General features: G+C 71.4%; 23 protein-coding genes. 9 read left to right on the top strand and 14 right to left on the bottom strand.

Annotation, left to right across the window (positions count from 1 at the left end):
- Window positions 1–95: 95 nt before the first annotated feature.
- Entirely contained in the window at window positions 96–593 is a 498-nt protein-coding gene (locus tag SPRI_RS27545) for a DoxX family protein (RefSeq protein ID WP_005318909.1), read from the bottom strand.
- Window positions 594–779: 186 nt separating this feature from the next.
- Here SPRI_RS27545 and SPRI_RS27540 point away from each other — a divergent pair, with 186 nt between their 5' ends.
- Complete coding sequence (locus SPRI_RS27540; RefSeq protein ID WP_037776957.1) at window positions 780–1,049, top strand: DUF6343 family protein; 270 nt, start codon at window positions 780–782, stop codon at window positions 1,047–1,049.
- Window positions 1,050–1,138: 89 nt separating this feature from the next.
- Here SPRI_RS27540 and SPRI_RS27535 read toward each other — a convergent pair whose 3' ends face one another.
- The 3 genes from SPRI_RS27535 to SPRI_RS27525 form a co-directional block, all read right to left on the bottom strand.
- A complete protein-coding gene (locus tag SPRI_RS27535) occupies window positions 1,139–1,504 on the bottom strand; it encodes a tetratricopeptide repeat protein (protein ID WP_037774982.1) in 366 nt (121 codons plus the stop codon).
- Window positions 1,505–1,586: 82 nt separating this feature from the next.
- Window positions 1,587–2,201 (bottom strand): dephospho-CoA kinase, encoded by a 615-nt coding sequence (gene coaE, locus SPRI_RS27530; protein ID WP_005318906.1) that lies wholly within the window; start codon window positions 2,199–2,201, stop codon window positions 1,587–1,589.
- A 101-nt stretch (window positions 2,202–2,302) separates the two neighbouring features.
- Window positions 2,303–3,241 (bottom strand): PAC2 family protein, encoded by a 939-nt coding sequence (locus tag SPRI_RS27525; RefSeq protein WP_005318905.1) that lies wholly within the window; start codon window positions 3,239–3,241, stop codon window positions 2,303–2,305.
- Between the two features lie 293 nt (window positions 3,242–3,534).
- On the opposite strand from SPRI_RS27525, the gene SPRI_RS27520 reads away from it, so the two are divergent.
- Window positions 3,535–4,494 (top strand): right-handed parallel beta-helix repeat-containing protein, encoded by a 960-nt coding sequence (locus SPRI_RS27520; protein WP_005318904.1) that lies wholly within the window; start codon window positions 3,535–3,537, stop codon window positions 4,492–4,494.
- Window positions 4,495–4,632: 138 nt separating this feature from the next.
- Here the strand turns inward: SPRI_RS27520 and rpsA are convergent, their stop codons facing one another.
- On the bottom strand, window positions 4,633–6,135 hold the full coding sequence (gene rpsA / locus SPRI_RS27515; protein ID WP_005318902.1) for a 30S ribosomal protein S1: 1,503 nt from the start codon (window positions 6,133–6,135) through the stop codon (window positions 4,633–4,635).
- A gap of 365 nt (window positions 6,136–6,500) precedes the next feature.
- Here rpsA and SPRI_RS27510 point away from each other — a divergent pair, with 365 nt between their 5' ends.
- Window positions 6,501–7,304 (top strand): class I SAM-dependent methyltransferase, encoded by an 804-nt coding sequence (locus SPRI_RS27510; RefSeq protein ID WP_037774980.1) that lies wholly within the window; start codon window positions 6,501–6,503, stop codon window positions 7,302–7,304.
- Between the two features lie 210 nt (window positions 7,305–7,514).
- Window positions 7,515–10,001, top strand: a complete 2,487-nt coding sequence (hrpB, locus tag SPRI_RS27505; RefSeq protein WP_053557431.1) for an ATP-dependent helicase HrpB — start codon at window positions 7,515–7,517, stop codon at window positions 9,999–10,001.
- Window positions 10,002–10,118: 117 nt separating this feature from the next.
- Here the strand turns inward: hrpB and SPRI_RS27500 are convergent, their stop codons facing one another.
- The 3 genes from SPRI_RS27500 to SPRI_RS27495 all read right to left on the bottom strand — a co-directional run bounded on the left by SPRI_RS27500 (window position 10,119) and on the right by SPRI_RS27495 (window position 13,094).
- A complete protein-coding gene (locus SPRI_RS27500) occupies window positions 10,119–11,108 on the bottom strand; it encodes a DUF3068 domain-containing protein (protein ID WP_005318895.1) in 990 nt (329 codons plus the stop codon).
- Window positions 11,109–11,116: 8 nt separating this feature from the next.
- Window positions 11,117–11,254, bottom strand: coding sequence for an SPW_0924 family protein (locus tag SPRI_RS38210; protein WP_106428469.1), 138 nt, complete (start codon window positions 11,252–11,254; stop codon window positions 11,117–11,119).
- 133 nt (window positions 11,255–11,387) lie between these two features.
- The gene (locus SPRI_RS27495; RefSeq protein WP_053557430.1) at window positions 11,388–13,094 is read right to left on the bottom strand and encodes a lytic transglycosylase domain-containing protein; all 1,707 of its coding nucleotides are present in this window, start codon (window positions 13,092–13,094) and stop codon (window positions 11,388–11,390) included.
- Between the two features lie 211 nt (window positions 13,095–13,305).
- Here SPRI_RS27495 and SPRI_RS27490 point away from each other — a divergent pair, with 211 nt between their 5' ends.
- Complete coding sequence (locus tag SPRI_RS27490; protein ID WP_053557429.1) at window positions 13,306–14,163, top strand: DUF4184 family protein; 858 nt, start codon at window positions 13,306–13,308, stop codon at window positions 14,161–14,163.
- A gap of 91 nt (window positions 14,164–14,254) precedes the next feature.
- On the opposite strand, the gene polA is transcribed toward SPRI_RS27490, so the two are convergent.
- On the bottom strand, window positions 14,255–16,963 hold the full coding sequence (polA, locus tag SPRI_RS27485) for a DNA polymerase I (protein WP_037774974.1): 2,709 nt from the start codon (window positions 16,961–16,963) through the stop codon (window positions 14,255–14,257).
- Window positions 16,964–17,095: 132 nt separating this feature from the next.
- Here polA and SPRI_RS27480 point away from each other — a divergent pair, with 132 nt between their 5' ends.
- Both SPRI_RS27480 and SPRI_RS27475 read left to right on the top strand, forming a co-directional pair.
- Complete coding sequence (locus tag SPRI_RS27480; RefSeq protein ID WP_005318883.1) at window positions 17,096–19,375, top strand: FdhF/YdeP family oxidoreductase; 2,280 nt, start codon at window positions 17,096–17,098, stop codon at window positions 19,373–19,375.
- A gap of 67 nt (window positions 19,376–19,442) precedes the next feature.
- Window positions 19,443–19,901, top strand: coding sequence for a PaaI family thioesterase (locus SPRI_RS27475; RefSeq protein ID WP_005318881.1), 459 nt, complete (start codon window positions 19,443–19,445; stop codon window positions 19,899–19,901).
- Between the two features lie 39 nt (window positions 19,902–19,940).
- Here the strand turns inward: SPRI_RS27475 and SPRI_RS27470 are convergent, their stop codons facing one another.
- The 5 genes from SPRI_RS27470 to SPRI_RS27450 all read right to left on the bottom strand — a co-directional run bounded on the left by SPRI_RS27470 (window position 19,941) and on the right by SPRI_RS27450 (window position 23,475).
- Window positions 19,941–21,794 carry an ABC transporter ATP-binding protein gene (locus tag SPRI_RS27470; RefSeq protein WP_107082450.1) on the bottom strand — a complete coding sequence of 618 codons (1,854 nt, stop codon included), beginning with the start codon at window positions 21,792–21,794 and terminating at the stop codon, window positions 19,941–19,943.
- Window positions 21,791–22,300 carry a hypothetical protein gene (locus SPRI_RS27465; RefSeq protein WP_053557428.1) on the bottom strand — a complete coding sequence of 170 codons (510 nt, stop codon included), beginning with the start codon at window positions 22,298–22,300 and terminating at the stop codon, window positions 21,791–21,793. Before SPRI_RS27465 ends, SPRI_RS27470 begins: the two co-directional genes overlap by 4 nt.
- A gap of 97 nt (window positions 22,301–22,397) precedes the next feature.
- Window positions 22,398–22,928 (bottom strand): MauE/DoxX family redox-associated membrane protein, encoded by a 531-nt coding sequence (locus tag SPRI_RS27460; protein ID WP_037774971.1) that lies wholly within the window; start codon window positions 22,926–22,928, stop codon window positions 22,398–22,400.
- 158 nt (window positions 22,929–23,086) lie between these two features.
- Window positions 23,087–23,275 (bottom strand): hypothetical protein, encoded by a 189-nt coding sequence (locus tag SPRI_RS27455; protein ID WP_106428467.1) that lies wholly within the window; start codon window positions 23,273–23,275, stop codon window positions 23,087–23,089.
- Window positions 23,276–23,292: 17 nt separating this feature from the next.
- Window positions 23,293–23,475 carry a hypothetical protein gene (locus SPRI_RS27450; protein ID WP_005318873.1) on the bottom strand — a complete coding sequence of 61 codons (183 nt, stop codon included), beginning with the start codon at window positions 23,473–23,475 and terminating at the stop codon, window positions 23,293–23,295.
- A gap of 31 nt (window positions 23,476–23,506) precedes the next feature.
- Here SPRI_RS27450 and SPRI_RS27445 point away from each other — a divergent pair, with 31 nt between their 5' ends.
- Window positions 23,507–24,139 carry a S26 family signal peptidase gene (locus SPRI_RS27445; protein ID WP_078535386.1) on the top strand — a complete coding sequence of 211 codons (633 nt, stop codon included), beginning with the start codon at window positions 23,507–23,509 and terminating at the stop codon, window positions 24,137–24,139.
- Window positions 24,136–26,064, top strand: a complete 1,929-nt coding sequence (locus SPRI_RS27440) for an AfsR/SARP family transcriptional regulator (protein WP_050791586.1) — start codon at window positions 24,136–24,138, stop codon at window positions 26,062–26,064. The genes SPRI_RS27445 and SPRI_RS27440 overlap by 4 nt, the downstream gene beginning before the upstream one ends.
- Window positions 26,065–26,160: the final 96 nt, after the last annotated feature.

Raw genomic sequence — 26,160 nt, 5'->3', positions numbered from 1 at the left:
GCTCCGCCGCCGGGGCCGCTGCCGTGACTGCGGCGCGGCCACGCCCGGCGCCCGTCTCCGGGGCCCTGGCGTGGCCGCCGCCGGCCGTGCCACCCTCAGACGCGATCGCGCACGAAGGCGACGAGTTCGGCGTTGTGACGGCGGCGGACAACCGCGACGACGGCGAGCAGCGCGAAGAAGATGACCGGTGTGAGGGCGTTCTTCCCGTCGAACACGGTCAGCTGAGTGGCAAAGGCGCCGATCATCAGTCCCATCAGGGCAAGGGCCGAGATCCCGGACAGGATCGGGATCACCAGGGCCACCGCGCCGGCCAGTTCCAGTCCGCCCACCAGGTACATGTACCAGTCGCCGTAGCCGATTCTGTCGAACGATTCCGCCGCGGAGGAATGCCCCACGAGCTTGGGGCCGGCGCTCGCCACCGCGAAGAAGAGCGCGAGCACGATCTGCAGCGTGCGTACGGCGAGGTGGGTGCGCCTATCCGGGCCTGCTGCGGCCGCCGTACCGACGGAAGCGGCGGAAGCGGCGGAAGCGGCGGAAGCGGCGGAAGCGGACGGGAGGGAGGCGGCGGACGTGCTGGGAGTGCCGGTGGACATGACTGTCTCCTCGGGCGAGAGGTGGTGGGGACGCGTCGGCGCTTCCGGTTTCCGGTAGCGCTTTCACACAGTCAGACCGCAGTGGCCACGAAAAGTCATCGCCGCTGACCGAGGGGCGCGGAAATCGGCGAGGGAAGGGGCAGGCATGACGGCAGGTGCATCCTGGGAGAGGGAGACGTGATGCCGATGCGTACTGGGAGCGAACCCGTCACCGCGCGCAGTCCTCTGCGGATGCGCTTCTGGCTCGGCATGTGGGGGCTCATCTGGACGGTCGGCGGCACGATCGCCTTCGCGTGGGTGGGGCGCACAGGCTGGGCCATCGCGTGCGGGGTGCTCTTCCTCGTCGTGGCCGTCGATCTGATCATGGTCGTGCGGCACATCCGGCAGGGGCCCCACTACCAGCCGGGTCGCGACATCCCGCCGTACGATCCACCCTACGATCCCGACCGCCGCTGAGCGGCCGGGATCGCTCTCCGTCCCGTTCCCGACGAGCCCGTTCCTGACGGCGTCGGTCCCGTTCCTGACGGTGCCGGTCCCCGTCCCCGTCACTCGGTTTCGAAGCGCGCGGCCTTCAGATACTCGGGGTTCGGGTCGAGGGCCGCCGCCAGCCGGAAGTGACGCTTGGCCTGCTCCGGCTTGCCCGCCCGCTCGAAGGTCCGGGCGAGGGCGAAGTGGGCATACGCGTTGTCCGGCTCACGCTCGAGGACGAGCTCGAATTCGAGCTCCGCCGGACGCAGTTGGGCGCCGAGGAAGAAAGCTCGTGCGCGCAGCAGACGGGCCGCCGTGTTCTCCGGGTGGGCCGCGATCACCGAGTCGAGCAGCTTGACGGCCCCGCGCGGGTCCCGCGCGGCCAGCAGCTGCTCGGCAGCGCGATAGTCGATGACATGCGTTTCCGGGTTGCTGTTCGACACGCTCGCATCCTTCCCCTGACTCGTCCGCTCCAACACAGGGCGGTTCGGCGCTATTCCGGCCGCCCCGCACGCCGCGCGGTGGTCAGCCCTGCGCCCGGCCCGAGGCGGCGCGGCGGGTCAGCTCCTGCCACACCTCGCGTACCTGCGGCTCCAGTTTCTCCAACGGTCCGTCGTTGTCGATGACGAGATCGGCGATGGCCAGCCGTTCCTCGCGCGTGGCCTGCGCCGCCATCCTCGAGCGCGCCTCGCTCTCCGCCATCCCGCGAAGCCGTACGAGCCGGTCCAGCTGGGTGTCCTGCGACGCGTCCACCACGACGACCAGGTCGTAGAGGGACTGGAGCTTGTTCTCCGTGAGGAGTGGCACGTCGTGGACGACCACGTCGTCCGGGCCGGCCGCCTGCTCCAGTTCGCGGGAGCGGGCACCGACCAAGGGGTGCACGATGCTGTTCAGGGTGGCGAGGCGCTCCGGGTCGGCGAAGACGATCGAGCCGAGCTTCGGACGGTCCAGGCCGCCGTCGTCGGTCAGCACCTCCGGGCCGAAGGCGTCCACAACGGCAGCGAGCCCGGGGGTGCCGGGCTCCACGACCTCGCGGGCGATCTTGTCGGCATCGACCACGACCGCCCCGTAGGAGGCGAGCAGCCGGGACACTTCGCTCTTGCCGGCGCCGATACCGCCGGTCAGGCCCACTGTCAGCATGGGCCGCAGCCTACGCGAGCGACATATCGCGGCCCCGGCCCGGCCTCGGGGCCCTGTCCGGGCGGCCCCCGGGATTCCGGCGGCCTTCCCGGACGGGCCTGCTAGGCGTCGCCCTCACGTTCAGCGAGGAAGCGCTCGAACTCGCGGCCGATCTCGTCCGCCGACGGCAGGTCCACGGCCTCGGCGACAAGGCTGCCGCGTGTCTCGGCTCCCGCCATCGCGTCGTACTGGTGCTCAAGCCCCTGCACGAGCGCGACCAGCTCTTCGTCGCCCTCCCCGATCTGCCGCTCGATCTCGGTCTGGGTGCGGTGTGCCTCCGTGCGCAACGAGTGCGCGATTCCGGGCAGCACCAGCCCCGTGGCGGCCGTGATGGCCTCCAGCACGGTCAGGGCGGCGTCCGGGTACGACGAGCGGGCCACGTAATGCGGCACATGGGCGGCCACGCCGAGCACGTCGTGACCTGCCTGCATGAGCCGGTACTCGACGAGTGCCTCCGCGCTGCCCGGTACCTGCGCCTCGTCGAACGGGCTGCGGTGGCCGGGCATCAGGTCCGTGCGGTTGCCGTGCGGGGTGATGCCCACGGGGCGGGTGTGCGGGACGCCCATCGGGATGCCGTGGAAGTTGACCGCGAGGCGCACACCGAGCCGCTCGACGATCTGGCCGACCGCGGCCGCGAAGCGCTCCCACTCGACGTCCGGCTCGGGGCCGGAGAGCAGCAGGAACGGCGCGCCCGTGGCGTCCTGGACGAGCCTCAGCTCGAGTGAGGGGGTCTCGTAGCCGGACCAGCGGTCACGACGGAAGGTCAGGAGCGGGCGCCGGGCCCGGTAGTCCACGAGCCGGTCGTGGTCGAACCGCGCCACCACTTGGTGGGGAAGCGTCTCCAGCAGGTTGTCGACGATCTGCTCGCCGGTCTCTCCCGCGTCGATGTAGCCGTCGAAGTGGTACAGCATGACCAGGCCGGCCGACTCCTGCGCGAGCGCCATGTCGACGACCGCGAGACCCTTCGGCTCCCACTCGTACAAACCCTGTGGATCAAGCACGATTACCGCTCCTCCTCGTGTTCGAAGACAAGAACGCGCGCCGGGACATCCGCATTCCCGTTCCCACACCTGTCACGTCGCCTTCCCGTGGCTGCCGGTGTCGAACGTCCCACCGCCGCCCGGCAGTTCGCCCACTGGGCCCAGGGAGCGGGGTCTGGTACGGACCTTGACACCCCTTTGCCCCGTCCCTACCGTCACGGGTCAACGCGCACGTTCAGAAACTCACCCGATGTTCATGTACGAGAACCGTACGAGGACCGTCCCCACCTCGGACCAACGGGAAGGCACCCCCCATGCGCACCAAGAAACTGCTCCCCTCCTTAGCCGCCGCCCTGCTCGCGACCGGCGGGTTGTCCCTGCTGGCCACCCCGGCCGACGCCGCGTCGGTCATCGACGTGGACACCGCGACCGAGCTGAAGGCCGCCCTCACGGCTGCCCGCCCCGGTGACACGATCCAGCTCGCCGACGGTACGTACACCGGCAACTTCAAGACCACCGTGGACGGGACGTCCGGCTCCCGCATCACGCTGACAGGCTCGTCTCGAGCCGTGCTCAAGGCGGACGGCGGCTACGGACTCCACCTCAACGGCGCCTCCTACTGGACCGTCAAGGGCATCACGGTCACCGGCGGGCAGAAGGGCATCATGACGGACACCGCCGACGGTGTCGTCATCGACTCGGTCACCGTCCACGGCCTCGACATGGAAGGCGTCCACTTCCGCAACTCCAGTCGTGACGGCGTCATCAAGAACTCGCGCATCTACGACACCGGCAACGACGGCAGGGGCATGGGCGAGGGCGTGTACGTCGGTTCGGCCGGCGGCACCTCCGACCGGAGCGACAACGCACAGATCCTGAACAACACCATCGGCCCGGACGTCGGCGGCGAAGCCGTCGACATCAAGGAGGGCACGACCGGCGCGAAGATCGTCGGAAACACCTTCGACGGTCGCGGCCTGACCGGCGCGAACTACGACGACTCATGGGTCGACGTGAAGGGCAACAACGTCCTGGTGGAGAACAACACGGGCAGGAACACGACGAACAACGGCTACGAGACCCACACCCAGCAGAGCGGCTGGGGCTGCGGCACCGTGTTCCGCGGCAACGATTCCGATCTGCGCGGAGCGACCGGCTCCAAGCAGCTCGCGATCAACGTCACCAACCAGAGTTCGAGCTGCCGCACCACCGTCCACGGGAGCAACACCGTGACCGGAGGCAACGGTCTGACCAACATCGCGATCACGCCGTAGCCGCCGCGATGCGCACGCTCGCGTGACCCGAACAGCGGTTCGCAACAGCGGTCCCGAACGGGTCCGGGACAGCGGTAAGGCCCGCCCCCCAGGGGGAGCGGGCCTTACTTCAGCTGGTCAGCTGTCGGGGGCAGAGCGTCAGCTCTGGCCGCCGGCCAGCTTCTCGCGCAGGGCGGCAAGCGCCTCGTCCGACGCCAGGGCGCCGGAGTTGTCGTCCGACTCCGAGGAGTACGAACCGCCGGAGGCACCCGCGGGGGCGCCGGCCGGGGCAGCGGTGCCACCCTCGGCAGCGGCGGCCTCGTCGGCCTCGCGGGACTTGATGACCTGGGCCTGGTGCTGCTCGAAGCGCTGCTGCGCCTCGGCGTACTGCGTCTCCCACGCCTCGCGCTGGGACTCGAAGCCCGGCAGCCAGTCGTTGGTCTCCGGGTCGAAGCCCTCGGGGTAGATGTAGTTGCCCTGGTCGTCGTACGACGCGGCCATGCCGTACAGGGTCGGGTCGAACTCGACCGAGGCCGGGTCGGCACCGAAGGACTCGTTGGCCTGCTTCAGCGAGAGGCTGATGCGGCGGCGCTCGAGGTCGATGTCGATGACCTTGACGAAGATCTCGTCGTTGACCTGGACGACCTGCTCCGGGATCTCCACGTGGCGCTCGGCCAGCTCGGAGATGTGGACCAGACCCTCGATGCCCTCGTCGACGCGGACGAACGCACCGAACGGAACGAGCTTGGTGACCTTACCCGGGACGACCTGACCGATCTGGTGGGTCCGGGCGAACTGCTGCCACGGGTCCTCCTGCGTCGCCTTCAGCGACAGGGAGACACGCTCGCGGTCCATGTCGACGTCGAGAACCTCGACGGTGACTTCCTGGCCGACCTCGACAACCTCGGACGGGTGGTCGATGTGCTTCCAGGACAGCTCGGAGACGTGGACGAGACCGTCGACGCCGCCCAGGTCCACGAACGCACCGAAGTTGACGATCGAGGAGACGACGCCGGAGCGGACCTGGCCCTTCTGCAGGGTGGTGAGGAACGTCTGGCGCACCTCGGACTGGGTCTGCTCGAGCCAGGCGCGGCGGGACAGGACCACGTTGTTGCGGTTCTTGTCCAGCTCGATGATCTTCGCCTCGAGCTCCTTGCCCACGTAGGGCTGGAGGTCGCGGACACGGCGCATCTCGACGAGGGAGGCCGGCAGGAAGCCACGGAGGCCGATGTCGAGGATGAGACCACCCTTGACAACCTCGATGACGGTGCCGGTGACGATGCCGTCCTCTTCCTTGATCTTCTCGATGGTGCCCCAGGCACGCTCGTACTGGGCGCGCTTCTTCGAGAGGATCAGGCGGCCTTCCTTGTCCTCCTTCTGAAGGACAAGGGCCTCGATCTCGTCGCCGACCTTGACGACCTCGTTCGGGTCGACGTCGTGCTTGATCGAGAGCTCGCGGCTCGGGATGACACCTTCGGTCTTGTAACCGATGTCGAGCAGGACCTCGTCCCGGTCGACCTTCACGATGACGCCGTCGACGATGTCGCCGTCGTTGAAGTACTTGATCGTCTCGTCGATCGCGGCGAGGAAGGCTTCCTCGTTACCGATGTCGTTGACCGCAACCTGCGGGGTGGTGGCGGTGGTCTCGGTGCTGCTCGTCATGTGGGAAAGGGCTCCGGTACGGACATTGAAGTCGTAGGTACTGCTACGCCGAGAGCCGGTGTCGCAGCTGCATAACCGGACAGCCTTCGAAGCGTCGGCCAAGCGATCCGATCGGATCTCCAGAGACGCCCCGTGAACCGAGGGATACATACAGGTGCGAGCGCGGCCTGCTCGGTCTGAGGCGCGCAGGCTCGCAGCGCAACTTGTAGCATACGGGGGCAGCCGGACACGGTCAATGCGCGAAGGCGCACACCGGGGGTGGAAGACCACAATTCCGGCACAACTCTTGTTCGCCGAGGCCACGATGGCATCTTTCGAAGCCCTGATATCGGCGCGCTGGAACGCAAACTACAACGACGGTGACGATGAGCCAAGATTTTGAACCGGAAGCGACCCGCCGTAGCACCGGGGATGCGGAGAGCAGCCGGGCGAGCCGCGGCTGGTGGGACCGGAACGCCGACGAGTACCAGAGCGAGCACGGCACGTTCCTCGGCGACGACCGGTTCGTATGGGGACCCGAAGGGCTCGACGAGGCGGATGCGGCGCTGCTCGGTCCCGCCGGTTCCCTGAAGGGACTCGACGTCCTCGAGATCGGCGCCGGCGCCGCCCAGTGCTCACGCTGGCTCGCCGCGCAGGGCGCCCGGCCTGTGGCGCTCGACCTCTCGCACCGCCAGCTCCAGCACGCGCTGCGCATCGGAGGGGACGTGCCGCTGGTGGAGGCGGACGCGGGCGTGCTGCCGTTCCGGGACGGCTCGTTCGACCTGGCGTGCTCCGCCTACGGGGCGGTTCCGTTCGTCGCCGACCCGGTGCGGGTGTTCCGTGAGGTCCGGCGGGTGCTGCGGCCCGGTGGGCGGTGGGTCTTCTCCGTCACCCACCCGATCCGCTGGGCGTTCCCGGACGAGCCGGGGCCGGAGGGTCTGTCGGTGGCCGCGTCGTACTTCGACCGCACCCCTTACGTGGAGCAGGACGAGGAGGGCCGCGCGGTCTACGTGGAACACCACAGGACCCTCGGCGACCGGGTGCGGGACGTGGTGGCCGGCGGCTTCCGGCTGATCGACCTGGTCGAGCCGGAGTGGCCCGCCTGGAACAGCCAGGAGTGGGGCGGCTGGTCCCCGCTGCGCGGCAACCTGATCCCGGGAACGGCGATCTTCGTCTGCGAGCGGGACTGACGGAACGCCGCACGCGAAAGCCGCGGAGCGGGTGGACCCCGCGGTGCGGCAAGGGCTGCGGCACCGGACGACGGTGGTGCGCGGGAGGACCGCGGCGCTGAGCGACCGTGCCACGCGGGGAGACCGCACCGGCACAGGATTGCCGTACAAGCCCACCGGGGCTGTGGACAGCCGCGTCCGCGGTTCGCCGGGACGTACGAGACTGAGCCCGTGATCCGAAACGACGCAATCGACCGCCTTCCCGTCCGCCATGCCGTCGACGAGCTGCTCGGCGCGCTCGACGAGCGCGGCACGGCCGTGCTGTGCGCTCCGCCCGGCACTGGCAAGACCACGCTGGTGCCGCTGGTCCTCGCCGAGACCGGCGCCAAGGTCGTGGTCGCGGAGCCCCGCCGGATAGCGGCGCGCGCGGCGGCGCGGCGGATGGCGTGGCTCCTCGGCGAGAAGGTGGGCGGCCGGGTGGGCTTCACCGTCCGCGGCGAGCGCGTGGTCGGGCCGGAGACGGTCGTGGAGGTGGTCACCACCGGCGTGCTGCTTCAGCGGCTCCAGCGCGACCAGGAGCTGGCCGGTGTCGACGCGGTGATGCTCGACGAGTGTCACGAGCGCCATCTCGACGCCGACACGGTCGCCGCCTTCCTGCTGGATGTCCGGGACACGCTGCGCCCGGAGCTGCGGCTGCTGGCGGCCTCCGCGACGACGGACGCCGAAGGATGGGCGCGGCTCCTCGGTGACGCGCCGGTGGTGCGGGCCGAGGGCGTCGCGCACCCCGTCGAGGTCGTCTGGGCGCCTCCGTTCCGTCCGGTGCGGCCGCCGCACGGGATGCGGGTCGATCCCGCGCTGCTGACGCACGTGGCTTCGGTGGTGCGCAGGGCGCTCGAGGAACGCGAGGGGGACGTGCTCTGCTTCCTGCCGGGCGTGGGTGAGATCGGCCGGGTGGCGGGGCAGCTCGCGGGGGTGGACGCGGAAGTCCTTCAGGTGCACGGCCGGGCCCCGGCCGCCGTGCAGGACGCGGTGCTCTCGGGCGGCGACACCCGCCGGGTGATCCTTGCGACGTCGGTCGCCGAATCGTCACTGACGGTGCCGGGGGTGCGCGTCGTCGTCGACTCCGGTCTGGCGCGTGAGCCGCGCACCGACCACGCGCGCGGCCTGAGTGCCCTCACGACCGTGCGGGCTTCGCAGGCGTCGGGACGGCAGCGGGCGGGCAGGGCCGGCCGCGAGGGACCCGGCACGGTGTACCGCTGCTGGACGGAGGCGGAGGACACCCGCCTCCCGCGTTTCCCCGCCCCGGAGATCAAGGTCGCGGATCTGACGGCGTTCGCGCTGCATGTGGCGTGCTGGGGCGACCCGGAAGCCGCCGGCCTGGCGCTGCTGGACGCTCCTCCGCCGGGCGCGATGGCCGCCGCGCGCTCGGTGCTGGCCGCGATCGGCGCGGTCGACGCGTCGGGCAGGGCCACCGGCCGTGGCGCCCGGATGTCGCGCCTGGGCGTCCACCCGCGGCTGGCCCGCGCGCTCCTCGACGGCTCCGCTCAGGTGGGGGCCCGGCGCGCAGCCGAGGTGGTGGCTCTGCTGAGCGACGAACCGCCACGGGAGTACGGGGACGACCTGGCGGGCGCCTGGCGCGCGGCCCGGCGTGGCAACGACGCGTACGGGGCGCGGTGGCGTGCGGAGACCCGGCGGCTGGAGTCGTCACTCGGCGGCGGCACGGGGCACCGGGCAGGGCCGTCCGGCGACGACGCCGTCGCGGGGCTGGTCGCCGCGCTCGCGTTCCCGGAGCGGGTGGCGCGGCGGCGGGGCGACGGGGCGTATCTGATGGCTTCCGGGACCGGAGGCCTGCTCGACGCGGGGTCGGCGCTGCGCGACGCGCCCTGGCTGGCGGTCGCCGTCGCCGACCGCCCCGCCACCGCCGTGTCCGCACGGATCAGGCTCGCCGCCGTACTCGACGAGGACGGCGCCCGCGGGGCCGCGTCCCATCTCCTGTCCCGCAGCGAGGACGTCCACTGGGAGGACGGTGACGTCGTGGCCCGGCGCGTGGAGCGGCTGGGCGCGGTCGAGCTGTCCGTACGCCCCTTGAGCGCGCCGGACTCCGGGCTCGTACGGCAGGCGCTGCTGGAGGGGCTGCGCCGGGAAGGGCTCGGGCTGCTGCACTGGACGCGTGAGGCACACGGACTGCGCGAGCGGCTCGCGTTTCTGCACAGGGTGCTGGACCGGCCGTGGCCGGACGTGTCGGACGCCGAACTGCTCGAACGGGCCGACGAGTGGCTGGAGCCGGAGCTGTCCCGCGCCCGGCGGCGGGCCGACCTGGGCCGCGTCCAGGCCGGTCAGGCGTTGCAGCGGCTGCTGCCGTGGGCGACCGGCGACGCGGCCAGGCTGGACGAGCTCGCGCCGGAGCGGATCGAGGTGCCGAGCGGCTCCCGGATACGGGTGGAGTACGGCGGGGAGCAGCCGGTGCTCGCGGTGAAACTCCAGGAGCTGTTCGGTCTGCGCGAGACACCGGAGGTCGCCGGCGTCCCCGTGGTGGTGCATCTCCTCTCCCCCGCGGGCAGACCGGCGGCGGTCACGGCGGATCTGGCCTCGTTCTGGCGTGAGGGTTACCGGGCGGTGCGGGCGGAGCTGCGCGGCCGGTATCCGAAGCACCCCTGGCCCGAGGACCCGGCGACGGCGGAACCGACGCGGCACACGAAGGCACGGCTCAGACCCTGAGCGGCCGGCCGGGCCCGGCCTCGGACGCCGGGAGGCCACGGGCAGGGCTCAAGACGCCGGAAGACTCCGTGTCGGACACGTGAGGGTGTCGGACACGTGTGGCCCCCCGCCCGGGCCTCAAACCCTGAGCGGTTCCACCGCGGCCGCCACGTCCGCGGGGTCGGGGCGGCGGCTGCGGGCCTCCCGCCAGAGGGCGAGCGCCAGCAGGCCGGCGCCGGTGACGAGGAACCCCCACGGGAGGTAGGAGGTCATGAGCAGGACCATACGGCGCTGGGAGGTGACCAGTTCGACCGTGGAGTCGACGTAGTCGGGGCGCATCTTCACATGCCCGGCGAAGGCGGTGACCTTGTCGCGCCCGCCGAGCAGGGAGCCGCCGCGCAGTTCTTCCCGGTGGATCTCCTCGCCGTTGACGGGCGCTCCGGTGACAGGCTCCACCCAGAACATGCGCTTGGTGGTGTACCAGCGGGTGGTACCGGTCTGCTTCTCCAACGTGCTCGCGTCGATTCCGGGGATCGGCATCTTCTTCGGGTACGGCACCTTGGTCCAAGGGATGGTCTGCTCGAAGTAGTAGACCTCCAGACCACGGAACTGGCGGGTGCCCTTGTAGTGGATGGGGGCGGATGTCCGTGCCTGGGCGTCGAAGTACACGTAGTCCCGCTTCTCGGTGAGGAACGGCCACTTGAACTCGATGCCCTCGCGCCTCACCGCGTCGCCGTCGACGGACTCGCCGGTGGCGTGCACCGGCTCCTGGGTGTGCGCGTCGAAGATGTACCGCTCGGGGATCTGCGACACCGTCGCGCCGTCGGGCCCCTGGATGTAGGAGAGGGAGTCCCAGACGACGATGTCGCGGCCGGCGGTCCGTTCGATCCGCTCCGACTCCTCCACGTTGCCCTTGAGGGTCTGCACGATGGTGACCTTCTCGACCTTCTTCGCCTGAAGGGTGCCGTAGTCGAGGAGCGTCGCGGGCTTCGCCTCGAGGACCATCTCCTGGTACTGGCCGGCGGGCACCTTGGCGAGCCGTGGGAAGGCGTACCAGCGCAGCAGTGGGGAGAGCGCGGCAAGGAAGACGGCGAGGGCGACGAGGACGAGGCCGGCTCTGCTGCGCATGGCGGCCCTCAGTCCTTGGGGCCGGGGACGGTGGTCAGCAGCGGCTCGGGTGAGGTCTCGCCGGGGGGTGTGCCGATCGCCGTGACGGTGAGCACGAGGGCGAGGGCGGCGGCGAGTCCGACGGCGGCGGCGACGAGGGCGCGCATGCTCGGCCTCCCGGACATGATCTGATAGGTCGTCAGGTCTGGGGCACCGTAGCAACGCCGCCGGAAGAAGAGAACACACAGCACCGCCCCTGTCCCGGCGGGCGGGGCAGGGGCGGTGCGGGCGGAGCCTCGGTCAGGGGGTCGGCGACGGGGAGGGCGACGGGGTCGCGCTCGCCGGTGCCGTCACCTGCAGTTCGACGTCCAGGGTGCCGCCGCCGGGAGCGGTGAGCCGGAGGACGAAGGTGCCCTGATTGCCGTCGGCGTAGACCTTCGGAAGCTCGAGCAGGCCGTCCGCGCCGGTGCGAAGCCCGGTCAGGGTACGGACGACCGTGCCGTCGGCCTTCTTGAAGTACGGTCCCTTGTCGTTCTCCGCCCCGTTCTCCTTGGAGACGATCATCGTGGCGGAGACCGCGACACCGGAGGCGGCCACTCCGTCACATGCGGCCCGGACGCGGATGACGTCCGCGAACTCGCCGCCGGCGGTGGCCGTCAGGGCCTTGGTGTCGGTCCGGACGATGCTGTCCGCTTCCCGCTCGGTGACCGTGGCGCCAAATTCGACGCCGGGCAGGGAGCGCTCGATGACGGTGGCCCGGACGGTGAAGGAGCCGGTCCGCTCCCCCGCGACCAGTGCCGGGGCACTGACGGTGCCGTCCGCCCCGGTGGCCACGACGGCCTGCGTGAGGTCACCGGCGAAGCGGGTGTCGGTGTCGCCGACGATCATGAACCGGACGGCCACCTTGGCGACGGGCTGTCCCTTCGCGTTCTCCGCGCGGACCGTGGCCCGCTCGGTGAACTGACGGCCGGCCACGGCCGTCAGCGGCCCGGTGCCCGCGTCCTCGAGACGGCTCACGGGCGCGGGGGCCGGCGTGGACGTCGGGGGCGGGGTCGGCGTGGGGGTCGGCGTAGGCGTGGGGGTGGGGTTCGACGGGCTCGGCGTGGGGCTCGGCTTCGGATCCGGCGCGGGCTTCGACGGGCTCGGCGTGGGGGTGGGGTTCGGCGTCGGCAGCGGGCCCGAGCTGTCGGGACCGTCGCCCACCGGCAGAACGCCCGCCCCGTCGGGGACCTGGTGGGCGCCGCGCTTGTAGTACTCGAACCAGGACAGCACCGTGCGCAGGTATTCCCGCGAGTGGTTGTAGCCGAGGATCGCCTGGTCGAGGTCGTTCTTGTTGCCGAGGTCGCGGCCGTTGGCGCAGAGGTAGCGGCCCGCGGCGAGCGCCGCGTCGTAGATGTTGTTGGGGTCCTTGCGGCCGTCGGCGTTGGCGTCCTGACCCCAGGTCTCCCACGTCTGCGGGATGAACTGCATCGGCCCGACGGCACGGTCGTGCACGGCATCGCCGTCGTAGGCGCCGTTGTCGGAGTCCGAGATGTTCGCGAAACCGACGCCGTTGAGGACGGGGCCGAGGATCGGGGTGAGCGTCGTGCCGTTGGCGTCGACCCTGCCGCCCCTCGCCTGACCGGACTCGACCTTGCCGATGGCGGCGAGCAGCTGCCAGGGCAGCCGGCAGGCCGGGTCGGACGCGGCGATGGTCTGCTCGGCCTGCTTGTAGGCGGCGAGCACGGAGGCGGGTATGCCGGCCTCACCCGTGCCGAGTTCCGGCAGATCGCCCGAAGTGCCGGGCTTGTCGGGTGTGTTCAGCGGCGGGAGGTCCGTGTAGTACGGGGAGTTGCCGGTCACCGGCGTGCCGGGCGGCGGTGCAGCGTCCGACGCCTCCTGCCCGGTGCCCGAGGTGGCGGGCGTGACGCCGGGCGCCTGTGACGCGGAGAGTGCGGCCACGGCAGCGGCGGCAACCGCCGTCGTCGTCGCTCCCCTGCGCAGCCGGCGGCCGAATTGCGCTGCCATACGTCTGTTCCCTCCCCATCAGCTGCTGTTCGCGCTCCCCAGCGCGGACTCACGTGACCCTAGTGCACCTTGAGACATCCGGACACCGTGCCCTGACCGGTTTTCACTACTTCGCCACCTCCTGCTCGTCGCCGGATTCCGGACGCCCCTCGCCGCAGGGCGTCACGCATACTTGGGCCACTGATCAACTTCGGTCACAGGGGGCGACGCCATGCCGTTCACCATCAGCCACGCCGCGGCGGTGCTGCCGGTCCTGCGGAGGAACGGGACCGCACGCGGTCCCCTGTACGCCTCGGCGCTCGTCCTCGGGTCGTTCGCACCGGACACGACGTACTTCGCGGCGAGCGTCCTTCCCGACGCGATGGGCTTCGGGGCGGTGACGCACGGGGTGCTGGGCGTGCTGACCGTCGACGTCGCCATCACCGCCGTACTCGTCTGTCTCTGGCTGCTGATGCGGGATCCGCTCGTCGCGCTGCTGCCGGCGGCGCGGCAGGGGCGGGTGTACACACTGCTGCGCGGGCGGCCGCGGGTCCGGCCGCCGGTCAGCGCTGCCCTGTGGTTCTACGTCTCCGCGGTGATCGGAGCCAGTACCCATGTCGTGTGGGACGCGTTCACCCACTTCGACCGGTGGGGCGTGCGGATGATGCCCGTCCTCGGGGAGGCCGTCGCGGGCTTCCCGCTCTATACGTACACGCAGTACGGCAGTTCGGCCGTGGCGCTCGTCGCGCTGGTGTGGTTCACGGCTACCGCGCTGCGGCGGGCGCCCGCGTCACCACAGGCGCCCGTGATGCTGCTCGGCCGCCGGGCCCGGCTGCTGGCCGCCGGGCTCATCGCGGTGTGCGTCCTGGCGGGCGTCGCGCACCGCTGCGTGCGCTGGTACCAGTACTGGGGACGGATCGAGACGCCGCTCGACATCATCCCGACGGCATGCTTCGGGGCGGGAGCGGGGCTGGCCGTGGGGCTGGTGCTGTACGCCACGGCGGTGCGGGTGCGCGGACGCGGTCGGGGACCGGTTCCTGAAGCCTCCGAGGCGCCGCCGCTTCCGGAGCGAAGTGTGCGTCAGGGATGACGGGTCCCTGACGAGGCGGGGACGGAGGTGTCCGGCCCCCGCCTGGAGAAGCGAGCGGCGGCACGCCCCCACCGGGGGCGTGCCGCAGGCGTCAGTGGGCCGCCGACTCCCAGTCCGGACCCGCGCCGACCGAGACGTCGAGCGGGGCGCGGAGCGACACCGCCGAGGACATCTCGTGGCGCACCAGCGTCTCGACCTGCTCGCGCTCGCCCGGGGCGACCTCCAGGACGATTTCGTCGTGGACCTGGAGCAGCAGCCTGGACGACAGCTTCGCGTCCGTCAGCGCCCGGTCCACGTTGAGCATGGCGACCTTGACGATGTCCGCCGCGGTGCCCTGGATCGGTGCGTTGAGCGCCATCCGCTCGGCGGACTCGCGCCGCTGCCGGTTGTCGCTGTTGAGGTCGGGGAGATACCGGCGCCGGCCGAGCATCGTCGCCGTGTAGCCGGTGGCGCGCGCCTCGTCGACGACGCGCCGCAGGTAGTCCCGCACGCCGCCGAACCGCTCGAAGTAGGTGTCCATCAGGACCCGTGCCTCGGCGGGCTCGATGCCCAGCTGCTGGGAGAGGCCGAACGCCGAGAGCCCGTAGGCCAGCCCGTACGACATCGCCTTGATCTTGCGCCGCATCTCCGCGTCGACCGCGGACCGCTCGACCGAGAACACCTGGGAGGCCACGGTCGTGTGCAGGTCCTCGCCGGAGGTGAACGCCTCGATGAGGCCCAAGTCCTCCGACAGGTGGGCCATGACCCGCAGCTCGATCTGGCTGTAGTCGGCCGTCATCAGGGACTCGTAGCCCTCGCCGACGACGAATCCTCGCCGGATCGCGCGGCCCTCGTCCGTCCGCACCGGCACGTTCTGCAGGTTCGGGTCGGTGGACGACAGGCGTCCCGTCGCGGCGACGGTCTGGCTGAACGTGGTGTGGATGCGGCCGTCGGCGGCGATGGTCTTGATCAGGCCCTCGACCGTCGAGCGGAGCCTGGCCTGCTCGCGGTGGCGCAGCATGATGACGGGCAGCTCGTGCTCCGTCTGCGCGGCCAGCCACGCGAGCGCGTCGGCGTCCGTGGTGTAGCCGGTCTTGGTCTTCTTCGTCTTCGGCAGATTCAGCTCGCCGAAGAAGACCTCCTGCAGCTGCTTGGGGGACCCGAGGTTGAACTCGTGGCCCACCGCCGCGTGCGCCTCCTTCACGGCCTGCTGCACAGCCCCGGCGAACTGCTGCTCCATGGCCTCGAGGTGGGCGCGGTCGGCGGCGATGCCGTGCCGCTCCATGCGGGCCAGCAGCAGGGAGGTGGGCAGCTCGACGTCGTGCAGGAGCTCGACGGCGCCGACCTCCTCCAGCTTCCCGCCGAGCGCCTCACCGAGGTCCAGGACCGCGCGGGCCTGGGACATCAGCGCGTCGGCCTCCGCCTGCTCGTCGGTGCCGAACGCCAGCTGCCCGTCGGCCGCGGCGGGCGCCAGCTCACGGTGCAGGTACTCGATGGACAGCGCGTCCAGCGCGAACGAGCGGCGGCCGGGCTTGACCAGATAGGCGGCGAGCGCCGTGTCCATGGTCACGCCGGCGATCTCCCAGCCGTGCTCGGGGAAGACCCGCAGCGCGTCCTTGGCGTTGTGCATGACCTTCGGCCGGGACGGATCCGAGATCCACGCGGCGAACGCCCGCTCGTCGGACTCGTCGAGCTGGGTCGTGTCGAACCAGGCGGCCTTGCCGTCGGCGGCCGCCAGCGCGACCTCGCTGACGCTGCCGACGCCCAGCGCCCACGCGGAGACGGTGGCCACGCCGAGCGGCTGCGTGCCGTGCTGCTCCAGCCAGTACGCCAGCTCGCCGGCGCCGAGCACGGTGCCGTCCAGCTCCACACCCGCCTCCGGGGCCGGCGGCTCCTCCTCCACGGCTCCGGGGTCGACCGCGAGCAGCCGCTCCCGCAGGCTCGGGTTACGGATCTCCAGAACCTCGAGGAAGCCCTTCAGCGCGGTCCGGTCGTAGGGCGCGCGCTCCAGGTCGGTGACGGCCTTCGGCAGCTCCACGTCGCGCACGAGCTCCGTGAGGTGACGGTTGAGCTTGACGGCCTCCAGGTGGTCGCGCAGCGCCTGGCCGACCTTGCCCTTCACCTCGTCCGCGTGCTCGACGAGCGCCGCGAACGAACCGAACTGGTTGATCCACTTCGTGGCGGTCTTCTCACCGACGCCGGGGATGCCGGGGAGGTTGTCGGACGGGTCGCCCCGCAGCGCGGCGAAGTCCGGGTACTGCTGCGGGGTGAGGCCGTACTTCTCCTCGACCTTCGCCGGGGTGAAGCGGGTCAGCTCGGAGACGCCCTTGGTCGGGTACAGCACGGTGGTGTGCTCGCTGACCAGCTGGAAGGAGTCCCGGTCACCCGTGACGATCAGCACCTCGAAGCCCGCGGCCTCCGCCTGCGTGGCGAGCGTGGCGATCACGTCGTCCGCCTCGAAGCCGTCGATCGCGAACCGCTCGGCGTTCATCGTGTCGAGGAGCTCGCCGATCAGCTCGACCTGCCCCTTGAACTCGTCGGGCGTCTTGGAACGGTTCGCCTTGTACTCCGGGAAGTCCGCGGACCGCCAGGTCTTGCGGGAGACGTCGAAGGCCACCGCGAAGTGCGTGGGCGCCTCGTCACGCAGGGTGTTCGCCAGCATCGACGCGAAGCCGTAGATCGCGTTGGTCGTCTGGCCGCTCGCGGTCGTGAAATTCTCCGCGGGCAGCGCGAAGAACGCCCGGTACGCCAGGGAGTGCCCGTCCATGAGGAGCAGGCGCGGTCGGTTGTCTGCCGTCTTCTTCGATGCTGTCTCAGCCACGACCCCGATCCTGCCATGCACCGCTGACATTCCCGACCGCCCGACCTTGCCTCACCGTTTGCCGGAGGCCCGTGACACGATCGGAGATGTACGGAAGACGTATCGCACAGGCACGGCTCGAAGGAGAGCGCGATGGCCAGCAAGCCACCCGCAGGGGACCCGGTCCAGGACGCCCCGCAGGTCGCAGCCCCGCAGCATGCGGCGGCGGGCCTGCCCGCCATCGGCCACACCCTGCGCGTCGCCCAGCAGCAGATGGGGGTGGGCCGCACCGCCCGCACCCTGATGAAGGTCAACCAGAAGGACGGCTTCGACTGTCCCGGCTGCGCCTGGCCGGAGGGCGACAAGCGCCATGTCGCCGAATTCTGCGAGAACGGCGCCAAGGCGGTCGCCGAGGAGGCGACCCTGCGCCGGGTGACGCCCGACTTCTTCGCCGCCCACCCCCTCTCCGACCTCGCGAACCGCAGCGGCTACTGGCTGGGCCAGCAGGGACGGATCACACAGCCGATGTATCTCCCCGAGGGCGCCGAGAGGTACGAGGCGGTGACCTGGGAGCGGGCCTTCGCGATCATCGCGGAGGAGCTGCGCGCGCTCGGCTCACCGGACGAGGCGCTGTTCTACACCTCCGGCCGCACGAGCAACGAGGCGGCGTTCCTGCTCCAGCTGTTCGCCCGCGAGTTCGGCACGAACAATCTGCCCGACTGCTCCAACATGTGCCACGAGTCCTCCGGCTCGGCGCTCACGGAGACCATCGGTGTCGGCAAGGGCAGCGTCTCGCTGGAGGACCTGCACCAGGCGGACCTGATCATCGTCGCCGGGCAGAACCCGGGCACCAACCATCCCCGGATGCTCAGCGCGCTGGAGCAGGCCAAAGCGTCCGGCGCGAAGATCATCTCGGTGAATCCGCTCCCCGAGGCCGGCCTCGAGCGGTTCAAGAACCCGCAGACCCCCCGCGGCATGCTCAAGGGCACCGCGCTGAACGACCTCTTCCTCCAGATCCGCATCGGCGGCGACCAGGCCCTGTTCCGCCTCCTGAACAAGCTGATCCTTCAGACCGCGGGCGCGGTCGACGAGACGTTCGTGCGCGAGCACACCGAAGGCTTCGAGGACTTCGCGGCTGCGGCACGCGCCGCCGACTGGGATGCCACGCTCGCAGCGACGGGCCTCGGCCGGGAGGAGATCGAGCAGGCCCTGCGGATGGTGCTCGACTCCCGCCGGACCATCGTCTGCTGGGCGATGGGCCTCACCCAGCACAAGCATTCCGTCGCCACCATCCGCGAGGTCGTCAACTTCCTCCTGCTGCGCGGCAACATCGGCCGCCCGGGCGCCGGTGTCTGCCCCGTCCGAGGCCACTCCAACGTCCAGGGCGACCGCACCATGGGCATCTTCGAGCGGCCCGCGCCCGCCTTCCTGGACGCCCTGGAGAAGGAGTTCGGCTTCGCCCCGCCGCGCCACCACGGCCTCGACGTCGTGCGGTCCATCGCGGCCCTGCGCGACGGAAAGGCGAAGGTGTTCTTCGCCATGGGCGGCAACTTCGTGGCGGCGAGCCCCGACACGGAGGTCACGGAGGCCGCGATGCGCCGAGCACGGCTGACCGTGCACGTGTCCACCAAGCTCAACCGCTCGCACGCGGTCACCGGCCGCAGGGCGCTCATCCTGCCCACCCTCGGCCGTACCGACAAGGACATCCAGGCGGGCCGCAGGCAGGTGGTGACCGTCGAGGACTCGATGGGCATGGTCCACGCCTCCCGCGGCAACCTCACGCCCGCGAGCCCCCACCTGCTGTCCGAGCCCGCGATCGTCGCCCGGCTGGCGCGCGCCGTGCTCGGCCCCTCCTCCACCACACCGTGGGAGGACTTCGAAAAGGACTACAGCACGATCCGCGACCGGATCGCCCGCGTGGTGCCGGGCTTCGAGGACTTCAACGCGAAGATCGCCCGCCCCGGCGGCTTCACCCTGCCGCACGGCCCGCGCGACGAACGCCGCTTCCCCACCGCCACCGGCAAGGCCCACTTCACCGCCGCCCCCGTCGAGTACCCGGAGGTCCCCGAGGGCCGGCTGCTGCTGCAGACCCTGCGCTCGCACGACCAGTACAACACCACCGTCTACGGCCTCGACGACCGCTACCGCGGCATCAAGGGCGGCCGGCGTGTGGTGCTGGTCAACCCCGACGACGCCCGGGAGCTGGGTCTGGCCGACGGCTCCTACGCCGATCTGGTCGGCGAATGGAAGGACGGCGTGGAGCGGCGGGCCCCCGGCTTCCGTGTCGTCCACTACCCCACCGCGCGCGGCTGCGCCGCCGCGTACTACCCGGAGACCAATGTGCTGGTCCCGCTCGACTCCACCGCCGACACCAGCAACACCCCCGCCAGCAAGTCCGTGATCGTACGTCTGGAACAATCACCGACCGTCTAAGCGTTCGCTCAGGCAGCAGGACGAGCAGACGGCCACAGGACCAGACAGTCATACGATCGGAGCCGGCATGGGCGAGCAGACCACCGTGAAGTTCCCGCAAGAGGTCATCGACGAGTACGCCGAGCTCGGGGTGGATCTGCCCGCGCTCTTCTCCGCCGGCCACCTGGGCGAGCGCATGGGCGTACAGATCATCGAGGCCGCGGCGGACCGGGTCGTCGGCACGATGCCCGTCGAGGGCAACACCCAGCCGTACGGCCTGCTGCACGGCGGCGCCTCCGCCGTCCTCGCGGAAACGCTCGGCTCCGTCGGCTCCATGCTGCACGGCGGCCCGTCCAAGATCGCCGTCGGCGTGGACCTCAACTGCACCCACCACCGCGGCGCCCGCTCCGGCATGGTCACCGGAGTCGCCACCCCCGTCCACCGGGGCCGCTCCACCGCCACCTACGAGATCGTGATCACCGACGAGCACGACAAGCGCGTCTGCACCGCACGCCTCACCTGCCTGCTGCGCGACACCCAGGGCTGAACCGGCCCCAGGGGCCCGGGGGGTTGCCCCCGGGCCCGGTCAGCCGCCCGCCGGCTGCGGCAGATACCCCTCGGCCTGCACCGTGAACAGCCGCTCGTACGCCCCGCCGGCGGCCATCAGCTCGTCGTGCGTGCCACGTTCGGTGATCCGGCCCCCTTCGAGCACCACGATCACATCGGCCTCCCTCACGGCACTGAGCCGGTGGGAGACCAGCAGGCTCGTCCGCCCGGCCCGGTGGGCCCGCAGCCTCGCATGCACCTCGTACTCGGCACGCGCGTCCAGGCCCGCGCTGGGCTCGTCCAGGATCAGCAGGTCCCTGCCCTGCCGCAGCAGCGCCCTGGCCAGCGCGAGACGCTGCCACTGACCTCCCGAGAGGGTCGTACCCGCCTCCGGGTCCTCCTCCTCGCCCTCCCCGTCGGCGAAGAAGATCCGGCTGAGCAGGGTGTCGTAGCCGTGCGGCAGGGCCGTGACCATCTCGTGCGCACCCGCCAGCTCGGCCGCCTGCCGCACCCGCTCGTGGTCCCCCAGCACTTCCAGCGCGCCGACGCCGATGTTCTCGCGCGCCGTGAGGTCGTAGCTCATGAAGTCCTGGAAGAGCACGCCCATCCTGCGCCGCAGCTCGTCGGGAGCGATGTCCCGCAGATCCGTCCCGTCCCAGTGGACCGATCCGCGCACCGGGTCGTAGAACCGGCACAGCAGCTTGATCAGGGTGCTCTTGCCCGCGCCGTTGAGGCCGACCAGCGCGAGCGACCGCCCGAACGGGATGAACAGGTCCACCCCCCGCAGCACCCACGGGTGGTCCTCGTCGTAGCGGAACCACACGTCGCGCAGCTCCACCCCGCGCCGCAGCGCCGGCAGATCGCGCACCTCGCCCGCGCCGAGCTCCCGTGCGGGGCCGAGATCGTCGGGCAGTTCGGTCACCGCGACGTGGTACGAGAACATCAGCAGTGCCTCGTGCGCCTGCGCGAGACCGGTGACCAGCCCCACGAGCGCCGCCTGCACACCTGCGACGGCCGCCACGAAGGCGGTCACGTCGCCGGCGGTCAGCCGGCCCACAGTCGCCGCGTGCACGGCCCACACCAGCCCCCCGCCGGCCACCGCCGCGGACAGCACCGACAGCAGGCTCTGCACGGCGGCGTCCTTGCGGTCCATCCGCCGTTCGGCGGACTGTATGCCCGACAGTTCGCCGAGCATCCGGTCCTTGAGGAAGGCGCCGAGACCGAACAGGCGCACCTCCTTCGCCGCCCGCTCCTCGGTCAGCAGCGCCGAGTAGAACAGCTCCTTGCGCATGGCCGCCGACGTCGCCGCCAGCATGCCCACGCGCCGCCGCGACATGGCCAGCCGGCCCATCAGGACGGGAACCGCGGCGAGAAGCACCAGCGCGGCCATGACCGGGCTGAGGACGAACAGCGTGAGGAGGAGACTGACGAGGGCGATGGCGTTGCGGCCGGTCTCTGCCATGCCCCCGGTGACCGGCTGCAGTGAGCCGCCGGAGGCCTGGGCGGCCATCCGCAGCCGGTCGAGATGGCGGGGGTCCTCGAACCGTGACAGGCCGTGGAAGCCGTTGACCGCGGTGTGCAGCCGGTCCTGCAGGAACCGGTCCATCCTGCGGCCCAGTTCACTGCTCAGATACTCGGCCAGGTGCGGCAGGAGCCCGGTCAGCAGCCCGAGCGCCGCCAGGCCCGCCGCGAACCACAGGGTGTGTTCGCCCCGGCCGGTCGTCAGGTCGTCGACGAGGAACTTGGTCAGCCAGGCCGTCGCCGGCGGAACGAGTCCCGCCACCACCGCGATCGGCAGATGGCTCGCCCACACCAGCGGGGCGGCGGCCCAGCAGTAGCCCCAAGCGGTTCGCAGGTGGTGCCCGATCCGCCCGGCCCGCGGCCGGCCGGTCACCGTGCCGGTGCCGGGGCGGGCAGCTCCGCGACTGCGATGGCCGCCCGGACGATCAGCCCCTCCCCGTCCACCTGCAGGAACGTCGGGAAGGCCTTGATGTCGACGGCCTTCATCAGCTTCTCGCTCTCCCCGCCGGTGACCACCGTCGGCACGCCTTCCAGCAGCCCTGCCAGCTCCTCCGCGGGAGCGCCGACCACGATCGCCGAGGCGCCCGTCGCCGCGGCCGAGGCGACGAACTCGGGCGCCTGCTCGTGACAGGCCTCGCAGCCCACGGAGAAGAAGCCGACCGTGCGCGGGGAGCCGCCGGTGTGCTCGGCGAGTTCGGGAACCCGGCGCCCGACGAGGTCGGCCGCAGGGTCGTGGCCGCCCATCGCTCCGGCCGACGCGGCCAACCGCTCGAAGCGGCTCTCGTGCTCGCGCAGCCTGCGCAGCACCGCGAGGACGAGAACCAGCAGGACGAGACAGAGCGCCGTGAGCAGCACCAGCGCGACAACGACAAAGGCCATCACAACTCCAGTCAGCAATCCGGCCGGCGTCGGCCGGCCGGTCGTCCGGCAAGGAATACGGCGGTCAGCGCCGGCCGTCCGGCACGGAATCCGGCGGTCAACGAGGAAGCGGTACGAGCGCCAGCAGGTCGTCCATGCGCACCACCAGCAAGGACCCGGCCGCCGCCGTGACACCCGCGATCGCCAGCCCGCCCGGATGCACGGACCCCGGCGAGGACGACGCGGTCAGCGCAACGAGGCCGACGGCCGCGACCACGGCGAGCAGCGCGTTGCGGATCACGTGGGGCATGCCGAGGGGCGTGCCGGTGGCGCCGAAGCACCGGCAGGGCACCTGACGCCCGCCCTGCCGCGCGGCCAGGATCCCCGCGACGAACGCGGTGAGCAGCAGTATCGCCAGGGCGAACCCCGCCCCGGCCGTCGCGGGCACGGCGAGCAGCACGACCGTGACCGCCTCGGCCACCACCGTCGTCACCGCCACGGCCGCGGACAGGCGGCGCGGGAAGAGCCGCAGCGCGGCGAGCGACGAGACGAAAGCGTCGAAGGATCCGCGGCGCCAGGACTTCCCGGCGGCCGCGGCGGCGAAGACGAGGACCAGCAGGAGACGGGCCGCGAGCCCGACGTAGTACATCTCTTCAGCTCCTTGGAGTCCGCGTCGCGCGGTGCCGGTCCGCCGGCGGACGCGGCGGACCGGCACGGTTCACGACCTCATGTGCAGCAGGTCCACGACGACAAGTGGTTGCGCGCCGGCGTTCCGCCGACGACGCAGCGGTCGGGCGTCCCGGCTGCCTAGCACTCGCCGGAGCGGTAGCACGCACCGCAGCTGCTCGTGCCGCCGACGACGTGGCACAGCCGGCGGTAGTAGTACGGCCCGCTGCAGTAGCAGAACTTGTAGTAGCTGGTGTCGGCCTGGGCGGTGGTGCTCGGCACCAGACGCGCCAGAGCCTTGTCGCCCATCTTGCGCAGAATTCCGGTCATCGACCCTTCTCCCTTTCCTAGCACTCGCCGATGCGGCGGCAGCCACTGCAGGCACCGCCGTTGTACGGGCACAGCCGCGCGTAGTAGTACGGCCCGCTGCAGTAGCAGAACTTGTAGTAGCCGACCTCCGCCTGGGCGGTGGCCGCCGGGACCAGTTGCTCCAGCGCCCGGTCGCCCAGCTTCCTGAGCAGCCTGCTCACGCACTCCCCTTCCGTCCGAACTGCCCTGTGAATGGGTGCGGATCAGGACTCTACGAGCGGCCCGTACAGCCGGCCGTACAGCGGACATACAGCCACCCGACCGTTGGCAAAGGCACGCAAGCGAAGACCCTGCCGGCGAGGGATTGACACCCGGCGTTCGGCCGCGCAGGATCCTGATCACCATCAAAGAGGCCTGAGACGGGGGTTCTTGCCCATGGGATGGCTCGGCGCAGGGTTGTGCGCGCTCACCATGACCGCCACACTTGCCACCGTACACATACGCAAATCGTTCTTGGTCGTCGCTGTACGGGGCGCCAGCATGGCGCCCACCCTGCGGGACGGAGAGCGGGTCGTCGTACGACGCCGGCCGCTGGCCAAGCTCAGCCGCGGCGACATCGTCGTACTCAAACCGCCGCAGAACCCCGGCCCGTACGCCGCCGACCGCCACGGCGCCGGCTGGAACATCAAGCGCGTCGCCGCACTCCCCGGCGAGCCCGTCCCGGCCGGGACCGCGGGCGCCGGCCCGCACGGCACCGTCCCGGCCGGCTCCCTGGTCGTACTCGGCGACAACCCCGACAGCATCGACTCCCGCCACCGCGGCTTCTTCCCCGGCGACCAGCTCCTCGGCACCGCGGTACGCCGGCTCGGCGGCGCCCGGATATGAGCCGAGCCGCCGCGGACAGCGACTGTCCGAGACCGAGAGACGTCTCCTTCCACACCCTCGGCACGCTCGAACTGCGCGTGGCGAACGAACAGGTCCACATCGGCGCCGACAAACAGCGCGTCCTGCTGGCCATGCTCCTCGCCCACGACGGAAGAGCCGTGCCCGTCCCGGCGCTCGTCCGCGAGATCTGGGGCGACGAACCGCCGCAGTCGGCCGTGGCCAACCTGCGCACCTACGTCATGCAGTTGCGCCGCCACCTCCCGGGCGGCGAAGCGCGCCTCACCACCTCACGCTCCGGCTACCTCCTGCGCGTCGACGACACCGACTTCGACATCCCGCGCTTCCGCGCCAGGGCCGCGGACGCACGCCGCGCCGTCGCCCAGCGACGCCTGCCCGAAGCCGCCGAGCTGTACACCGAGGCACTCGCCCTGTGGCGCGGCGCACCCCTGGAGAACGTCACCCAGGGCGTGGCACTGCGCACCTTCACCCAGCACCTCACCGAGCTCTACCTCAGCACCGTCGAAGAGCAGGTGGGGGTCGAAACGGCGCTCGGCCGCCACAGCTGTGTCGTCCAGCGGCTGCGACACGTCGTCAAGCTCCACCCGCTGCACGAACGGCTGCGCGGGCGCCTCATGCTCGCCCTGTACTGCGACGGCGACGTGGCCGGCGCGCTCGCCACCTTCACCGAAGCCCGCCAGGCCCTGCGCGACGAACTGGGCATGGAGCCGGGCGAGGATCTGTGCCGGCTCCATCAGGCCGTCCTGCGCCGCGATCCGGCCCTGCTGCCGAGGCGGACCGGGACAGCCGCCGGCGCCGCACCGGCGTCGCCGCTCGTTCCCCGTCAACTCCCGCCGGAGACAACCGTGTTCGTCGGCCGCCGACAGGAGATCGCCCTCGCACGGGAAGCCCTGCGCACCTCCCCCACCCGGGCCGTCGGCGCACCGACCGTCGTCTTCCACGGCCAGGGAGGCTTCGGCGCGTCGGCCCTCGCCCTGCACCACGCACACGAACTCGCCCCGCTCTACCCCGACGGCCAGCTCTACATCGACCTCGCCTGCCCCACACCCCGAGGGCACCCGCCGCGCCCCCTCGACATCCTCACCGGCCTACTGCGGGGACTCGGCGTCCCGCCCGCACAGATCCCCGCCTCCACCGCCGAAGCAGCCCTGCGCTACCAGTCGATGCTCGCCGGCCGCCGCCTGCTGATCGTCGCCGACAACGCACTCGACGCCTCCCAGGTCCGCCCCCTCATCCCCGCCGACAACGCATGCGCCGTACTGGCCACCAGCCGCTCCAGGCTGCCGACCCTGCTCGCCACCCGCATCGCCGTCGGCGCCCTCGACGAAGCGAGCTCGGTCCAGCTCCTGGCCCTGACCGGCACCGGCGAACGCTTCGCCCGCGAACACGCCGCCGCCATGGAACTCGCCCGGCTGTGCGGGCACCACCCGCTGGCACTGCGCATCGCCGGAGCCCGCCTGGTCGCCAGACCCGAATGGTCACTCGCCGGCTTCGCCGCCCGGCTCCGCCACCCCGCCCGCCGCCTCGACGAACTCCAGGCCGAAGGCCTCTCCGTACGCGCCTGCATCGCCCGTAGCTATCGCCGGCTCCTCGGCACCACACTCGCCGGCCGCGCCCGCTCCGCACGCGCCTTCCAGCTCCTCGGCCTCTTCGACCACGACGAGTTCGACGTCACCGACGTGGCCGCACTGCTCGGCACCGACACGCACCAGGCCGCCTGCGCACTCGACGAACTGGTCGAGGCCCGGCTCATCGAACCCGTCACCGAGAACGCCTTCCGCATGCACGAGCTCATCCGCCTGTACGCCGCCGAACTCGCCGCGTCCCCGGGCATGCGGCGGCACAACCCGCTACCGGACGGGACACGGCAGCAGCCGCCTCGGAGGTCCGGCATGTACGTCAGCTAGGGGTCTTCTTTCGGATCAGGCCGGATCGGTGGGTGATGGGCCCCGCCGTGCCTGCCGGGGCGCAGGGAGAGAGTCGGGTGCGGGCCCGGCCATCCG

It is taken from the genome of Streptomyces pristinaespiralis (assembly GCF_001278075.1).
GTDB lineage: Bacteria > Actinomycetota > Actinomycetes > Streptomycetales > Streptomycetaceae > Streptomyces > Streptomyces pristinaespiralis.
Note: the sequence above shows the minus strand (reverse complement) of the source record. Positions and strands in the feature narration are given on the sequence as shown.

Coding starts and splice junctions, on each gene's coding strand:
- SPRI_RS27545 (WP_005318909.1), bottom strand. CDS start 593: ATGTCCACCGGCACTCCCAGCACGTCCGCCGCCTCCCTCCCGTCCGCT.
- SPRI_RS27540 (WP_037776957.1), top strand. CDS start 780: ATGCGTACTGGGAGCGAACCCGTCACCGCGCGCAGTCCTCTGCGGATG.
- coaE (WP_005318906.1), bottom strand. CDS start 2,201: ATGCTGACAGTGGGCCTGACCGGCGGTATCGGCGCCGGCAAGAGCGAA.
- SPRI_RS27520 (WP_005318904.1), top strand. CDS start 3,535: ATGCGCACCAAGAAACTGCTCCCCTCCTTAGCCGCCGCCCTGCTCGCG.
- rpsA (WP_005318902.1), bottom strand. CDS start 6,135: ATGACGAGCAGCACCGAGACCACCGCCACCACCCCGCAGGTTGCGGTC.
- SPRI_RS27510 (WP_037774980.1), top strand. CDS start 6,501: ATGAGCCAAGATTTTGAACCGGAAGCGACCCGCCGTAGCACCGGGGAT.
- SPRI_RS27500 (WP_005318895.1), bottom strand. CDS start 11,108: ATGCGCAGCAGAGCCGGCCTCGTCCTCGTCGCCCTCGCCGTCTTCCTT.
- SPRI_RS38210 (WP_106428469.1), bottom strand. CDS start 11,254: ATGCGCGCCCTCGTCGCCGCCGCCGTCGGACTCGCCGCCGCCCTCGCC.
- SPRI_RS27495 (WP_053557430.1), bottom strand. CDS start 13,094: ATGGCAGCGCAATTCGGCCGCCGGCTGCGCAGGGGAGCGACGACGACG.
- SPRI_RS27490 (WP_053557429.1), top strand. CDS start 13,306: ATGCCGTTCACCATCAGCCACGCCGCGGCGGTGCTGCCGGTCCTGCGG.
- SPRI_RS27480 (WP_005318883.1), top strand. CDS start 17,096: ATGGCCAGCAAGCCACCCGCAGGGGACCCGGTCCAGGACGCCCCGCAG.
- SPRI_RS27475 (WP_005318881.1), top strand. CDS start 19,443: ATGGGCGAGCAGACCACCGTGAAGTTCCCGCAAGAGGTCATCGACGAG.
- SPRI_RS27465 (WP_053557428.1), bottom strand. CDS start 22,300: ATGGCCTTTGTCGTTGTCGCGCTGGTGCTGCTCACGGCGCTCTGTCTC.
- SPRI_RS27460 (WP_037774971.1), bottom strand. CDS start 22,928: ATGTACTACGTCGGGCTCGCGGCCCGTCTCCTGCTGGTCCTCGTCTTC.
- SPRI_RS27455 (WP_106428467.1), bottom strand. CDS start 23,275: ATGACCGGAATTCTGCGCAAGATGGGCGACAAGGCTCTGGCGCGTCTG.
- SPRI_RS27445 (WP_078535386.1), top strand. CDS start 23,507: ATGGGTGCGGATCAGGACTCTACGAGCGGCCCGTACAGCCGGCCGTAC.
- SPRI_RS27440 (WP_050791586.1), top strand. CDS start 24,136: ATGAGCCGAGCCGCCGCGGACAGCGACTGTCCGAGACCGAGAGACGTC.